The organism is Enterobacter quasihormaechei, assembly GCF_004331385.1.
Classification (GTDB): Bacteria; Pseudomonadota; Gammaproteobacteria; order Enterobacterales; family Enterobacteriaceae; genus Enterobacter; species Enterobacter quasihormaechei.
On sequence record NZ_SJON01000001.1, the window covers coordinates 329,064 to 344,155 of the forward strand.

Annotated in this window: 15 protein-coding genes; 1 reads left to right on the forward strand and 14 read right to left on the reverse strand. The window is 53.2% G+C overall.

Annotation, left to right across the window (positions count from 1 at the left end; translation table 11 throughout):
• Positions 1-57: 57 nt before the first annotated feature.
• From lipB to leuS, 12 genes are all read right to left on the reverse strand, one after another.
• Positions 58-699, reverse strand: a complete 642-nt coding sequence (gene lipB / locus E0L16_RS01555) for a lipoyl(octanoyl) transferase LipB (RefSeq protein ID WP_063866077.1) — start codon at positions 697-699, stop codon at positions 58-60.
• A gap of 94 nt (positions 700-793) precedes the next feature.
• Positions 794-1,057: a DUF493 family protein YbeD gene (ybeD, locus tag E0L16_RS01560; protein WP_003858718.1), complete on the reverse strand. Its 264-nt coding sequence runs from the start codon at positions 1,055-1,057 to the stop codon at positions 794-796.
• 107 nt (positions 1,058-1,164) lie between these two features.
• Positions 1,165-2,376, reverse strand: a complete 1,212-nt coding sequence (gene dacA, locus E0L16_RS01565) for a D-alanyl-D-alanine carboxypeptidase DacA (protein WP_063866078.1) — start codon at positions 2,374-2,376, stop codon at positions 1,165-1,167.
• 139 nt (positions 2,377-2,515) lie between these two features.
• The gene (gene rlpA / locus E0L16_RS01570; RefSeq protein ID WP_131636164.1) at positions 2,516-3,622 is read right to left on the reverse strand and encodes an endolytic peptidoglycan transglycosylase RlpA; all 1,107 of its coding nucleotides are present in this window, start codon (positions 3,620-3,622) and stop codon (positions 2,516-2,518) included.
• Positions 3,623-3,638: 16 nt separating this feature from the next.
• Complete coding sequence (mrdB, locus tag E0L16_RS01575) at positions 3,639-4,751, reverse strand: peptidoglycan glycosyltransferase MrdB (RefSeq protein ID WP_048966702.1); 1,113 nt, start codon at positions 4,749-4,751, stop codon at positions 3,639-3,641.
• A gap of 2 nt (positions 4,752-4,753) precedes the next feature.
• Positions 4,754-6,655 carry a peptidoglycan DD-transpeptidase MrdA gene (gene mrdA, locus E0L16_RS01580; protein WP_063449377.1) on the reverse strand — a complete coding sequence of 634 codons (1,902 nt, stop codon included), beginning with the start codon at positions 6,653-6,655 and terminating at the stop codon, positions 4,754-4,756.
• 28 nt (positions 6,656-6,683) lie between these two features.
• The gene (gene rlmH, locus E0L16_RS01585) at positions 6,684-7,151 is read right to left on the reverse strand and encodes a 23S rRNA (pseudouridine(1915)-N(3))-methyltransferase RlmH (protein WP_003858701.1); all 468 of its coding nucleotides are present in this window, start codon (positions 7,149-7,151) and stop codon (positions 6,684-6,686) included.
• A gap of 3 nt (positions 7,152-7,154) precedes the next feature.
• Entirely contained in the window at positions 7,155-7,472 is a 318-nt protein-coding gene (rsfS, locus tag E0L16_RS01590; protein WP_003858696.1) for a ribosome silencing factor, read from the reverse strand.
• Between the two features lie 268 nt (positions 7,473-7,740).
• A complete protein-coding gene (gene nadD / locus E0L16_RS01595) occupies positions 7,741-8,406 on the reverse strand; it encodes a nicotinate-nucleotide adenylyltransferase (RefSeq protein WP_063866080.1) in 666 nt (221 codons plus the stop codon).
• Positions 8,399-9,430, reverse strand: a complete 1,032-nt coding sequence (gene holA / locus E0L16_RS01600; protein ID WP_112792617.1) for a DNA polymerase III subunit delta — start codon at positions 9,428-9,430, stop codon at positions 8,399-8,401. Before holA ends, nadD begins: the two co-directional genes overlap by 8 nt.
• On the reverse strand, positions 9,430-9,999 hold the full coding sequence (gene lptE, locus E0L16_RS01605) for an LPS assembly lipoprotein LptE (RefSeq protein WP_112792616.1): 570 nt from the start codon (positions 9,997-9,999) through the stop codon (positions 9,430-9,432). The genes holA and lptE overlap by 1 nt, the downstream gene beginning before the upstream one ends.
• Before the next feature lie 14 nt (positions 10,000-10,013).
• Positions 10,014-12,596 (reverse strand): leucine--tRNA ligase, encoded by a 2,583-nt coding sequence (gene leuS / locus E0L16_RS01610; protein WP_063449373.1) that lies wholly within the window; start codon positions 12,594-12,596, stop codon positions 10,014-10,016.
• Positions 12,597-12,810: 214 nt separating this feature from the next.
• On the opposite strand from leuS, the gene E0L16_RS01615 reads away from it, so the two are divergent.
• The gene (locus tag E0L16_RS01615; protein WP_107535661.1) at positions 12,811-13,293 is read left to right on the forward strand and encodes a zinc ribbon-containing protein; all 483 of its coding nucleotides are present in this window, start codon (positions 12,811-12,813) and stop codon (positions 13,291-13,293) included.
• Between the two features lie 127 nt (positions 13,294-13,420).
• On the opposite strand, the gene E0L16_RS01620 is transcribed toward E0L16_RS01615, so the two are convergent.
• A complete protein-coding gene (locus tag E0L16_RS01620) occupies positions 13,421-13,900 on the reverse strand; it encodes an Hcp family type VI secretion system effector (RefSeq protein WP_131636165.1) in 480 nt (159 codons plus the stop codon).
• A 234-nt stretch (positions 13,901-14,134) separates the two neighbouring features.
• Positions 14,135-14,923, reverse strand: coding sequence for a hypothetical protein (locus tag E0L16_RS01625; protein ID WP_242672208.1), 789 nt, complete (start codon positions 14,921-14,923; stop codon positions 14,135-14,137).
• Positions 14,924-15,092 lie beyond the last annotated feature (169 nt).

Consider the following 15,092-nt stretch of genomic DNA (forward strand, 5'->3'; position numbering starts at 1 on the left):
TAAATGCGTTTATTAAGACGTGGCTCGTCAAATAATCGAGCCACTGACGGATGGGTGTTAAGCAGTAATATATTCGTAAGCGGGATTGTTAAGCAGCGCTAAAAAGTTCTTCAGAAGCACGGGGCGGATATTGTCAGGCGTGGCGGTATCAACCCACTGGCGCATTTGCGTCATTTCCATACCGGCATACCCACACGGGTTGATGCGCTGGAAGGGGGTTAGATCCATATTGATATTCAACGCCAGCCCATGGAACGAGCAGCCTTTACGAATACGCAGCCCCAGCGAACAGATCTTCATCTCTCCAACATAGACGCCCGGCGCATCGGCGCGAGGATGAGCGTCAATATCATACTCAGCCAGCGTGTTCACCACGGTCTGTTCCAGTAGGGTAACCAACTCCCGCACGCCCAGCTTTCTGCGTTTCAGGTTAAGCAAAACATACATCACCTGCTGGCCAGGGCCGTGGTACGTCACCTGCCCACCGCGATCGCTCTGGATCACCGGGATATCGCCCGTCATTAATAAATGTTCGGCTTTTCCTGCCTGGCCTTGAGTGAACACCGGCAGGTGTTCAACCAGCCAGATTTCGTCAGGCGTGGTGTCATCGCGCGTATCGGTAAAGTCATGCATAGCCTGAGAAACAGGCTCGTAAGGCTGTAGCCCAAGATGGCGGACAAGAATTTTATCCTGGTACAAAAGGATGTCTCCGAAGACAGGGGAGAATAGGTAACGGGGAGTATATCACAGCGGGGAAGGGGGTTACCCGGCAAACCGGGCAACCGCAGAGGGACTACAGTACCATACGAACAATTTCGATATTGCCGAGCTCTTCGTACAGCGTCTCTACCTGCTCAATGTGTGTTGCAGTAATGGTGATTGAGACCGAGTGGTAGTTACCTTTGCTGCTCGGTTTGACTGATGGTGAGTAGTCGCCCGGCGCATGGCGCTGTACCACTTCAACCACCTGATCAACCAGCTCAGGTTTCGCCAGACCCATTACTTTGTAAGTAAAAGGGGTAGGGAATTCAAGCAGTTCGTTAAGTTTGGTTTTCATGTCAGCTCCGGCGTGTGTATAAAAAATAATAACTCCCGCCACGGGGCGGGAGTTTTACTGATACGTAGTATATGGGGATCAAAATCACACTTTCAAGTGTTCAATTTTTAACCAAACCAGTGATGGAACATCAGCTTAATGTAATCAATGATTTTGCCGAAGAAATTGCCTTCAGGAATTTCTTCCAGCACCACCAGCGGGCGCTGATCGATGGTTTTGCCATCCAGCTGGAAGTTGATGGTACCCACAACCTGATTCTTTTGCAGCGGGGCGTGCAGTTCGGTGGTGTTCAGCACGTAGCTGGCTTTCAGATCTTTCATGCGCCCGCGTGGGATTGTCAGATAGAGATCTTTGTCCACGCCCAGGGAAGCACGATCGTTATCGCCAAACCAGACGGGCTCAGAAGCAAATTCTTTACCGGCCTTCAGCGGGTTCACGGTTTCGAAGAAGCGGAAGCCCCAGGTCAGCAGTTTTTTGCTTTCTGTTTCGCGTCCTTTAAACGTGCGGCCTCCCATCACGGCGGAGATCAGACGCATCTGACCTTCAGTAGCGGAGGCCACCAGGTTATAGCCGGCTTTGTCGGTGTGGCCGGTTTTGATGCCGTCGACGTTCAGGCTGTTATCCCACAGCAGGCCGTTACGGTTGGTCTGACGAATGCCGTTGAAGGTGAACTCTTTCTCTTTGTAGATAGAGTATTCGTTTGGCACATCGCGGATCAGCGCCTGACCAATCAGCGCCATGTCACGCGCGGAGCTGTACTGGCCTTCCGCGTCCAGGCCGTGAACGGTCTGGAAGTGAGTGTTTTTCAGGCCCAGCGCGGAGACGTAGCTGTTCATCAGTCCCACAAACGCGTCCTGGCTGCCTGCGGCAAAGTCGGCCATTGCCACGCAGGCGTCGTTACCGGACTGCAAGTTAATGCCGCGAATCAGCTGAGAGACGGGAACCTGCATGCCTGGCTTCAGGAACATCAGCGATGAACCTTTGAACACCGGGTTACCGGTCGCCCACGCGTCGTTACCGATAGTCACCAGGTCGGTTTCTTTGAATTTACCTGCCTTCATCGCCTGGCCGATAACGTAGCTGGTCATCATTTTAGTCAGGCTGGCCGGATCGCGGCGGACATCGGCGTTCTGTTCTGCCAGAACTTTGCCGGAGTTGTAATCAATCAGGATGTAGGATTCCGCGTCGATCTGCGGAACGCCAGGGATCATGGTCTTGATGTTCAGGTCATCAGCGTGAGCGGCGGAGAACGCAGCAGCGCAAAGGGCCGTGGTCAGCGCCATGCGCTGCACAAAACGAGCAGAAAAAGTGGTCTTCATGGTCAGAACTACGACATCCGTGATGGAATTAAAAAAAGTGCCTTACTATAGCAAATGCTATACGGGCAGGCATCCGACTTTCATCATGAGAGTGTTAACGTGATTTACACAAACTGACATTTCGGATACCACCGATTAATTATTTCGCAACAGCGATAAACGACTGGAGTTGCGCCTCGCTCTGCAAACGCTGTTGCAGGGACGCGGCCTGTGCTTTGCTGGCAAACGGGCCCATCTGGATACGCCATACCGCACCGTTTTGCTCAACGCGGCCTGGCACGCCAAACTGCTGGCTTAAGCGCTGCTGATACTGCTCTGCACGCGTCCGATCGCTGACGGCGCCAACCTGAACCACGTAGCTGCCGCTCGCCGCCGCAGGCGCACCAGTCTGCGTCGCAGCCGGCGCAGTTACCGGGGCGGGTTGTGCTGCGGGCGCAGTAACGACAGGCGCAGGCGCTGGAGCAGGTTCATTCGTTTCAATCACGCCCGACGCTAAGGTGGTGGGTGCGCCAAGGAAGCCGCTGCTTTTCACCGGGGCGCCTGTCGCATCTTCACTTTGCAGCGTATCGTTGCTGATGGCGCGCACTTCACCCTGCGGCTGTGCGGGCTCTGCCGGCGTTGACGCGCCCCCCATACCACCGCTCAGATCCGGGCGAGCGGGCAGGGCGTAGGTTTGCTTCGCCACCGTGGTACAGGCTGTGCCTGGTCCAGACAGCGAACCATCCTGCGCCACGATAATCGGGTCGATACGCACTTTCGTATTATTGGAGGTGTTCAGACGATCGGCCGCCGCGCGCGACAGGGAAATCACGCGGTCGTTGCCGTAAGGGCCACGATCGTTGATGCGCACCACGATCATTCGGCCGTTCGCCAGGTTAGTGATGCGCGCATAGCTCGGGATGGGCAGCGTCGGGTGTGCCGCCGTGATCTGCATCGGATCGAAGGTTTCACCTGACGCGGTCAGGTTGCTGCCTGGCTCAGCATCATAGATGGCAGCAAAGCCCGCCTGGCTGAAGCGGGAAGGATCCTGAACGATTTTATAGCTTTTACCGTCGCGCTGATAATCCTGATTCACGCTGGCGTTCAGCGGTTCATAAACGGGATCGGCACCGCTAATTTCAACAATCGGGCCATTACAGACCGCAGGCTGCGGCGGCGCGACGGTTGCCTGTTGCTGACCATCATCACTTGTACAGGCGGCAAGTAAACTTGCTGCGATACAGATACCCAGCCACTGCTTACGCATTGCGATCCCCTTATTTTTATACGCTTTTGGACAACATTTTCCTGTGGGTATGGATCGACATCACGATACCAAACCCGGCCATCAACACGATCAGTGCTGAGCCCCCGTAACTCACCAGCGGCAGCGGTACGCCAACAACCGGCAGAATACCACTCACCATACCAATATTTACGAAGACATAAACGAATAAAATCAACATTAACCCACCCGCCATGACCCGGCCAAAGGTGGTCTGCGCACGCGCGGCAATGTAGAGCCCACGCATGATCAGCAGCACGTAGAGTGCAAGCAGCACCAGGATGCCAACCAGCCCTAACTCCTCAGCCAGAACGGCAAAGATAAAGTCGGTATGGCGTTCCGGTAAAAATTCGAGCTGCGACTGCGTACCGTGCAGCCAGCCTTTCCCGCGCAGGCCGCCGGAGCCAATCGCAATCTTCGACTGAATAATATGATAGCCTGCGCCCAGCGGATCGGTCTCGGGATCGAGCAGCATCATCACGCGCTGGCGCTGGTAATCATGCATCAGGAAGAACCAGAGAATAGGGATGAAGGCTGCCAGCAGGACCACCGCGATGCCGATCAGGCGCCAGCTCAGGCCGGACAGGAACAGAACGAACAGGCCGGAGAGGGCGATAAGAATCGAGGTACCGAGGTCAGGCTGTGCGGCCACGAGCAGCGTCGGCAGGAAAATCAGCACCAGCGCAATGGCGGTATTTTTCAACGACGGCGGACAGACGTCGCGGTTAATGAAGCGCGCCACCATCAGCGGAACGGCGATTTTGGCAATTTCCGACGGCTGGAAGCGGACAATCCCCAGATCCAGCCAGCGTTGCGCCCCCTTCGAGATGGCACCGAACGCGTCTACCGCCACCAGCAAAATGATACAGAAAATATAGAGATAGGGCGCCCAGCCCTCATACACGCGCGGTGGGATTTGCGCCATCACCACCATAATGACCAGGCCCATGGCGATCTGGCCGATTTTACGCTCCATCATGCCGATATCCTGGCCGCTGGCGCTCCAGATAACGAGGGCGCTGTACACCAGCAGAGCCAGCAGGATCAGCAGCATGGCTGGGTCGATGTGGATCTTATCCCACAGCGATTTTTTATTCGGATTATCCGTCATGATTATTGGTCCTCCGCCGCAGCGGCTGCCGGGTTTTCAGCAGGCAGTTCGGTGTTGTTATCACCCAGCATGATGTGGTCGAGGATTTGACGCATGATGGTACCCACCGCCGGGCCTGCGCCGCCGTTTTCCAGAATCATCGCCACCGCAACCTGCGGGTTATCGTAAGGGGCAAACGCCGTCATGAGCTTGTGGTCACGCAGACGTTCGGCAATTTTGTGGGCGTTATAGGTTTCATTCGCTTTCAGACCGAAGACCTGCGCAGTACCCGATTTGGCGGCAACCTTATACGGTGCGCCAGCGAAATATTTGTGCGCCGTGCCGTTAGGGCGGTTGGCTACGCCGTACATACCGTCTTTCGCGATTTCCCAGAATCCGGAATGAATGTCACCCACCGGTGGCTCATGAGGCTGTATCCACGGCACTTTTTTGCCGTCTTCAACGGTGCTTTGCAGCAGGTGCGGCACTTTCACTACGCCATCGTTGATGAGGATCATCATTGCCTTGTTCATTTGCAGCGGCGTTGCCGTCCAGTAACCCTGGCCGATCCCCACCGGAATGGTGTCACCCTGATACCAGGGCTTTTTAAAGCGCTTCTGCTTCCATTCGCGGGTTGGCATGTTGCCGGAACGCTCTTCCGCTAAATCTATACCGGTGTAATGCCCGTAGCCGAATTTGCTCATCCATTCAGACAGACGGTCAATACCCATATCGTAGGCGACCTGATAGAAGAAGGTATCCGCAGACTCCTCCAGTGATTTGGTCACGTTCAGATGGCCATGGCCCCATTTTTTCCAGTCGCGGTAGCGTTTTTCAGAGCCAGGCAACTGCCACCAGCCCGGGTCAAACAGGCTGGTATTGCGGGTAATGACGCCCGCGCTCAGCGCAGACACGGCGACATACGGTTTAACCGTTGAGGCTGGAGGATAAACCCCCTGCGTAGCGCGGTTCACCAGCGGGGTGTTTGGATCGTTGAGCAGGCCGGAGTAATCTTTGCTGGAAATACCGTCCACGAAGAGGTTCGGATCGTAGCTTGGCATGGAAACCATCGCCAGAATGCCGCCGGTACGCGGGTCGGTCACGATCACGGCGGCGCGGCTACCCGCCAGCAGCGTTTCGATATACTGCTGGAGCTTCAGGTCGAGCGTCAGATACACGTCATGTCCCGCCTGCGGGGGGACCTCTTTTAGCTGACGGATCACGCGACCACGGTTGTTGACTTCAACCTCTTCATAACCGGTCTGGCCGTGCAGGACATCTTCGTAGTAACGTTCGATCCCCAGCTTGCCGATATCATGGGTTGCGGCGTAGTTAGCCAGCTTGCCGTCTTTATCAAGGCGTTCGACGTCTTTATCGTTGATTTTGGAGACGTAGCCAATCACGTGCGTCAGCGCGGAGCCGTAAGGATAGTAGCGGCGCTTATAGCCTTTGACTTCCACGCCGGGGAAACGGTACTGGTTAACGGCAAAACGGGCGACCTGCACTTCTGTCAGGTTGGTTTTTACCGGAATGGAGGTGAAGCGGTGAGAACGTGCGCGCTCTTTTTTGAACGCCGCGATGTCATCATCGTTCAGGTCGACAACGCTTCTCAGCGCGTTCAGCGTATCCTGCACGTTATCCACTTTCTCCGGCATCATCTCAATCTGATAGATGGTGCGGTTTAGCGCCAGCGGGGTGCCGTTACGATCGTAGATAATGCCGCGGCTGGGCGCGATGGGCACCAGCTTGATACGGTTTTCGTTTGAGCGGGTCTGGTAATCGGTATACCGGACAATTTGCAGATTATAGAGGTTGGCGATCAGCACGCCGGTAAGCAGCAAAATCCCCGTAAAGGCGACCAGCGCCCGGCGCACAAACAGCGCGGACTCAGCCGTATAGTCGCGAAAAGAATTCTGTAGTTTCATCCGCTGCTTAAGTTACCCTGGTCAGTCATTACTCGCGGTGATAAGGGTGGTTGGTAGTGATGCTCCACGCGCGATACAAACTTTCTGCCACGAGAACCCGCACGAGCGGGTGGGGCAGCGTCAGCGCAGAGAGTGACCAACTTTGTTCTGCTGCCGCTTTGCAGGCGGGAGATAACCCCTCTGGTCCGCCAATCAACAGACTGACGTCACGACCGTCCTGCTTCCAGCGCTCCAGTTCGTGCGCCAGCTGCGGCGTATCCCAGGGCTTGCCCGGGATATCGAGGGTCACGATGCGGTTTTTGCCTGCGGCAGCCAGCATCAGCTCTCCCTCTTTATCGAGAATACGTTTGATATCTGCGTTCTTGCCGCGCTTTCCTGCTGGGATCTCCACCAGTTCGAACGGCATATCTTTTGGGAAACGACGCAGATACTCAGTAAAACCGGTTTGTACCCAGTCAGGCATTTTGGTGCCGACGGCGACCAGCTGCAACTTCACGCATTAACCCCAGAGTTTTTCCAGCTCATACAGGCGACGGCTCTCTTCCTGCATGACGTGGACAATCACATCGCCGAGATCGACAACCACCCAGTCAGCGGTCGCTTCACCTTCAACGCCCAGCGGAAGCAGCCCTGCCGCGCGCGATTCCTGAACAACATGGTCAGCAATCGAAACAACGTGACGAGTTGAGGTACCGGTGCAGATAATCATGCAGTCGGTGATGCTGGATTTACCCTTAACGTCGATAGCGATGATGTCCTGACCTTTCAGGTCATCAATTTTGTCGATAACAAAATCCTGGAGTGCTTTACCCTGCAAGTTTTCCCCCTGGGTGAATGAGATTGTACAACTGTGAATTCGTGGTCAGCCAGTATACCTGAACTGACGCCAGTCGCGGGACAAATGTCACCGCCCGGCTTTTGAAGGCGGGTATCATCCCACCCTCCGCCTGAGATTGCATCGCCATTTTTGTAAAACAATTTCTGTAAAGCAACGATCGGCGGGAAAGTCTGGCAGCGGAGGATATCAGTATGGCTTAGCCTGTCAAGGCAGGATAATCATTAACAGGCAATTTCGCCGGTGATGTTCAGGCATCTGTACTTTTCTGATACAGACCGTGTGCGTGGATATAGGCCAGCACAGGTAAGGGCAGGAGATCGTCACAGTTCAAACCCTGCTGGAGACGCTCGCGGATGAGGGTTGCGGAAATATCAAACCACGGCGTCTCGGCGAGGTAAATTTTACCGGCGGGCAGGCTGTGAAGGTCTTCTATATTGTCCGTAAGATGCGCGTCAAGCCACTGCTGATGCTGCGGTTCACGCATGGTCAGCGGGTAGCCCGGACGGCGGCAGACCAGCAAGTGACTGTTTTCCAGAATGGTTTCGTACTGGTACCAGCTGGGGAAGTTGAGCAAGGAATCCTGGCCGATGATAAACGCCAGCGGTTTCACTGGCCCCTGCTCAGCACGCCACTCCCGCAGGGTTTGCGATGTCCAGGACGGCGTATCCCGGCGCAGTTCGCGCTCATCCAGCGTGAAGAGAGGCTTATCGGCGATAGCCAGCGCGAGCATCGCTTTGCGCTGCTCGCTGGTTGCTTCTGGCTGAGGACGGTGCGGCGGAACATTGTTGGGCATGATGATCACACGCTGCAAGCCAATCAAATTCGCGAGGATTTCTACCGGCTTAAGATGCCCATAGTGTACCGGGTCGAATGTCCCGCCATACATTGCCTGTAAAGAATGCATATCACCCATCGATAAATACGTCTGCCAGCGCCTTATGGCAGAGCAGTAAAGAGAGGCTCTCCAGCTCCGCCCAGACTGACTGGCCGTAATCCTGTTTCAGCGTCAGTTCGGCGCGCATCAGCAGCTGCACGGCCTGACGCAGCTGCTCCTGGCTCAGGCGGTTTATCGCCTCTGTGGTCATCGCCCGACGGTTCTGCCACACGCGATGCTTGTCGAATAAGGCGCGCAGAGGCGTATGCGCCGACTGGCGCTTAAGGTTGTTCAGCAGCAGTAGTTCGCGCTGGAGCGTGCGGAGCAGAATGACCGGCTCACTGCCTTCCAGGCGCAGCTGTTGCAGTATGTGCAGGGCACGCTTACTTTTCGCCGACAGCAGCGCATCAACCCAATGGAAGGGGGTAAAGTGCGCGGCATCGTTCACCGCCTGTTCGACGCGGGGTAGCGTCAGCTTGCCATCCGGCCACAGCAGGGAGAGCCTGTCCAGCGCCTGCGCCAGTGCCAGAAGATTGCCTTCATAGCAGTAGCAAAGGAGCTGGCTGGCGGCATCGTCCAGTTGCAGGTTGTGCTGCTTTGCTCGCGCGGCAACCCATTTTGGCAGATGTGCCTGTTCAGGCGTCTGGCAGGTAACCAGTACTGCACTGGTGGCCAGCCGGGTAAACCAGGCCGCGTTTTCCTGCGCTTTTGTGAGTTTGTTGCCGCGTACTATCAGCAGCAGATCGCTGTGTAACAAGCTGACCAGCATGGCCAGCTGTTCGTTGATGGCGGCGTTAGGGCCATTCTCTGGCAGCAGGATCTGGATTGTCTGACGTGAGGCAAACAGGCTCATGGCCTGACAAAGCGAGAAGATAGCGTTCCAGTCGGTACTGTTATCGATCTGAAACGTATGATGCTCATCAAAGCCCTGCGCGGCTGCCGCATGGCGAACAGCATCAAGGCTTTCCTGAAGTAACAGGGGGTCGTTACCAAGTAGCAGGTAGGCCGCGCGCAGCCCTTCGTTGAGCTGCGCGCGGAGTTGTTCAGGATACAACCTGATCATCAGTTACCCAGCGACGTTGGCATGTCCGGCGTGCTGGCATCCGGTGTTTCGATGATGTCAGCGCCTTTTTTCGACGACGCGGCAATGGCAGGCAGTCTACGGATCAGCTGCTCTGCGGCCTTATCATACATTTCCTTGATGATAATCTGCTGTTCAGCGTCTTTTGCCAGGGCCGTCTGCGGGTTATCGAAGAACGAACGGTAGACTTTGGTGTTGATAGGGTAAATATCTTTACCCGGCATTAAGACGGCCGCATCAACGGTAAGCACCATTTGATATTCCGCGGTTCGACCATCCTGGAAGATCGACGCCGTGTCTTGTGACAGCGTTGATTTCAGGACGCGAAGCGAAGGAACATCCTGACGCAGGGTTCCCTTCTCGATCAGCTTAACATCGTTCAAACGCAGCTGGTTACGAATGGCCCGGCTCAGCGGTCCGTTCGGATCGGATGAGTCGAAGATCATCGTTTTCATCTGCGCAGGCACTGCCGTGGTGTTGCGCAGGTGCCAGCCGCAGCCAGCGGTGACAAGCACCGCCAGAGATAAGAGTATTGTTGCCAGTTGTCGCACGTTTCCTCCCGCGCTTAGCCAACGACCAGATTCAGCAGTTTACCCGGTACGTAGATAACTTTACGTACGGTAACGCCCTCAAGGTATTTCGCGACCAGATGTTCCTGGCCTGCGCGCTCGCGAACCTGTTCTTCGGTTGCGTCGACCGCGACGGTGATTTTACCGCGCACTTTACCGTTAACCTGCACCACAACCAGCGTGGTGTTTTCCACCATAGCGGATTCATCAGCCACTGGCCACGGCGCGTTGTCGATATCGCCTTCGCCTTTCAGCTCTTGCCACAGCGTGAAGCTAACGTGCGGTGTGAACGGGTTCAGCATGCGAACGACCGCCAGCAGCGCTTCACGCATTAACGCGCGATCCTGCTCGCCGTCCTGCGGAGCTTTCGCCAGCTTGTTCATCAGTTCCATAATAGCCGCAATTGCGGTATTGAAGGTCTGACGACGACCAATATCGTCGGTGACTTTCGCAATGGTTTTATGAACATCACGACGCAGCGCCTGCTGATCTTCAGTCAGTGCAGCTACGTTCAGCGCTGGCGCATCGCCCTGAGAGGTGTGCTCGTAAACCAGTTTCCAGACGCGTTTCAGGAAGCGGTTGGCCCCTTCAACACCGGATTCCTGCCACTCCAGGGTCATGTCTGCCGGAGATGCGAACATCATGAACAGACGCACGGTGTCTGCACCGTAACGCTCAACCATCACCTGCGGGTCGATGCCGTTATTTTTAGACTTGGACATCTTGCTCATGCCGGTATAAACCAGTTCATGACCTTCAGCGTCTTTCGCCTTCACGATACGGCCTTTCTCGTCACGTTCGACAATCGCATCAACGGGAGAAACCCAGTTACGCTCGCCGTTCGCGCCAACGTAGTAGAACGCATCTGCCAGCACCATCCCCTGACACAGCAGCTGTTTTGCTGGCTCGTTGGAATTGACCAGGCCTGCGTCACGCATCAGTTTGTGGAAGAAGCGGAAGTAGAGCAGGTGCATGATGGCGTGTTCAATGCCGCCGATGTAGATGTCTACCGGCAGCCAGTAGTTTGCCGCGTCGGAATCCAGCATGCCTTCTTTGTACTGCGGGCAGGTGTAGCGCGCGTAGTACCAGGAGGACTCCATGAAGGTGTCGAAGGTGTCGGTTTCACGCAGCGCTGGCTGACCGTTGACGGTGGTTTTGGCCCACTCAGGATCGGCTTTGATCGGGCTGGTGATACCGTCCATGACCACGTCTTCCGGCAGGATCACCGGCAGCTGATCTTCCGGGGTTGGCATGACGGTGCCGTCTTCCAGGGTCACCATAGGGATTGGCGCACCCCAGTAACGCTGACGGGAAACGCCCCAGTCGCGCAGACGGTAGTTCACTTTACGCTCGCCCACGCCCAGCGAGGCCAGTCTGTCGGCGATGGCGTTGAAGCCCTCTTCGAAGCTCAGGCCGCTAAACTCACCGGAGTTAAACAGGGTGCCTTTTTCGGTCAGCGCCTGCTCGGAGAGGTCAGGTTCAGAACCGTCAGCCGCCAGGATCACAGGCTTGATGTTCAGGCCGTATTTGGTAGCAAATTCGTAGTCACGCTGATCGTGGCCCGGCACGGCCATCACTGCGCCCGTACCGTATTCCATCAGCACGAAGTTCGCTGCCCAGACCGGGATGGCTTCGCCCGTCAGCGGGTGAATTGCTTTGAAGCCGGTATCAACGCCTTTTTTCTCCATCGTCGCCATGTCGGCTTCGGCCACTTTCGTGTTGCGGCATTCGTCGATGAAGGTTGCCAGCTCCGGATTGTTTTCCGCTGCTTTTTGTGCCAGCGGGTGACCCGCAGCCACAGCAAGGTAAGTCGCACCCATGAAGGTGTCCGGACGGGTGGTGTAGACAGTCAGGGTCTGGTCGTAGTTTTCTACGTTGAAGGTGATTTCAACGCCTTCGGAACGGCCAATCCAGTTGCGCTGCATGGTTTTAACGGTGTCAGGCCAGTGATCCAGAGTGTCCAGATCGTTCAGCAGCTCGTCAGCGTAGGCGGTGATTTTGATAAACCACTGCGGGATCTCTTTACGCTCAACTTTGGTGTCGCAGCGCCAGCAGCAGCCGTCGATAACCTGCTCGTTCGCCAGTACGGTCTGGTCATTCGGGCACCAGTTAACGGCGGACGTTTTCTTGTAGACCAGGCCTTTTTTATACAGCTCGGTGAAGAACTTCTGCTCCCAGCGATAATATTCTGGAGTACAGGTAGCCAGCTCGCGGCTCCAGTCGTAGCCAAAGCCCAGCATTTTCAGCTGATTTTTCATGTACGCGATGTTGTCGTACGTCCACGGAGCCGGTGCCGTGTTGTTTTTCACCGCCGCGCCTTCAGCAGGCAGGCCGAACGCATCCCAGCCGATAGGCTGAAGAACGTTTTTGCCCAGCATACGCTGGTAGCGTGCAATCACATCACCGATGGTGTAGTTACGCACATGGCCCATGTGTAGTCGACCAGAAGGATAGGGAAGCATCGACAGGCAGTAATACTTCTCTTTGCTCTCGTCTTCGGTTACTTCAAAGGTGCGCTTCTCGTCCCAGTGTTGCTGGACTTTTGATTCTATCTCTTCCGGGCGGTATTGCTCTTGCATGGCAGCCAGTGGTCCTGTGTTCAATACAGCTACAAATGTAGCCAATGGATGTGGTAATTCAGATCCGCATAGCATAGCCCAAACGCCCGCGTCAAAACAGCCTTTCACGCAAATGCACTTTGCAGGAATTTACCGGGTCTGTGCTTCACCTGACAAAGCGGTGACGAAATAAGGTCTATTATTAGAGACAGTTACTTACCCGGGAGGCAAAATGATGAACAAGGTTGCTCAATTTTACCGTGAACTGATGGCCACACTGACGGAACGGCTGCGTAACGGCGAGCGCGATATCGACGCGCTGGTCGAACAGGCACGCGCACGCGTGACGCAAACGGGTGAGTTAACGCGAACCGAAGTGGAAGAGGTGACGCGCGCTGTGCGCCGTGACCTGGAAGAGTTTGCGCGAAGCTACGAGGAGAGTCAGGACGAGATCGCCGACAGCGTTTTTATGCGGGTCATTAAAGAGAGCCTGTGGCAGGAGCTGGCAGATATTACCGATAAAACCCAGCTGGAGTGGCGCGAGGTGTTCCAGGATTTAAACCACCACGGTGTCTATCACAGCGGCGAAGTGGTGGGGCTGGGGAATCTGGTGTGTGAGAAGTGCCACCACCATATGGCCGTTTATACGCCGGAGGTGCTGTCGCTGTGTCCGAAGTGCGGGCACGACCAGTTCCAGCGTCGCCCGTTTGAGCCATAAGTAAAAGCGCAGGTTTATTCCCTCTCCCCGTGGGAGAGGGCCAGGATGAGGGCATCAGGCCGCAGAATAGTAAGCCAGCCTCTCCGCCAGCAAATACCCAAACGTTTCCGAAAGATTTCCACCCTCTTTAGGCTGTGACCCTTTCATTCCACGAGTCTTTGTACATTATGTTTCCTTCAGTGTACTTCCATTCAATAGACTCGTAGCGAATTTCAACTTCTTCCATATGTTTACTTGCAATACCTACTGGAAATAGAACGGGGGAGATTTGAGTTATCTTTACATTTTCCAGCTTTATATTGAAATATTCCAGCTCTATTCCTGCGTCATTAATTTTATACATTTTTATCAAAGCTTCTTTCAGTATTCTTCCTTCGCATACGGCTCTGAATAGATAGGGTGTGAGCCGGTCAATCTCTTTTTCAAATCTAATCGGTACATGAAGACGTGTTCCAGTCAGTTTCCCTGTGTTATGATCTGTCGGAATCCATACCGAATGATTAAAGGACTTAAGTTCAGTGGAACCCAATCGTGATGGCATTAAACATTCCCCTATCAAAGGCGAGCCATTGTCATCGATGAGCCAAATATGTGCTGGGATAGTCATTTTATTCTTTTCCTTTGTAATAAAATATTAGTGTAAATGTTAGTGTCACTATCAAGGCGATAATTCCAAATGCAATTTTATTGTTATCGACAAAAACAGAAACCAAAATGGAGATTATGGCTATAAGGAAAAGTATTCCACAGCCTATAATATTGTTGATGCAATCATCTTTGATACTATTAAAAAAACGCCTGATACATCTTCTTAATAGATTATTCATCAAATTAAGCATTTTCACATCATTCTCTTAAGTGCTCTGACAATTTCTTCATCAGATGCTGTGCTAATATTTAGATAGCCAGACTTCATGATCATGGGTTCGATCAAGAAATACATCATTTCTAACCCCTCTCTATATAAGGCGTTATAAAATATTGGGCAGAAATTTTTTAGATTATCTGCACTATCAGCAGCACGTTGTACAATCCCATAAATATTCAGTCCTCCTATGACCCACCCAACTCTGCTTCCTATTTTTTTCATTAATGCATTCTGAACAGCAACATTCATTTTGTTTCCGTAGCATATATATGATGTTATAGAATAAATCAAACCATTTTTCGAAATGTATTTAATGGAATAGTTTTTGGCGAATGGTGTTAACTTTTCAAGGATTGTTTTCTTTTCCACTTCGCTTTTATTTTTTAAGAGGGTTTCTATATATATATTCAACATTCGAAATATAACGTTTCTATGTTTGACTAGTTCATATAGAGCACAAATAAATCTGACATCTTCAGAACCAAGTTTTTTACAAACATCTTGATAATTGTCTGTAAGACAGGATGTATAATAAAGTAAGCGTGTTGTGGCATCACCAAGACCATTTACATAATCTTGTACACCTTCTTTAACGCCCATTAACGCTTTGTCTAACCGCACAGCTAGCTCTTTGTCAGTTCCAATTTGCTTAATAATTTCTTCGCTGTAATACATAACGTGCTCCCTTGCTATGTTCATTCGATCATCGAACATATTCTTGCGAAGCAAAGTGATGATTATCTCACTTTTGAAAGTATCCATAAAAGAATTCATTATTTTTATTTGAGGAGTGAATCAGTAGCAAGTAATAATAATTATGAAAAATGAATGGGGCTCATGGTTTAAATATTATCAAATAGAAGCGTTATGTTTTTCCTTGCCTGTTTTATTTAATAAAGTTTTGGTATGAGGGAGACATGATAAGGGCATT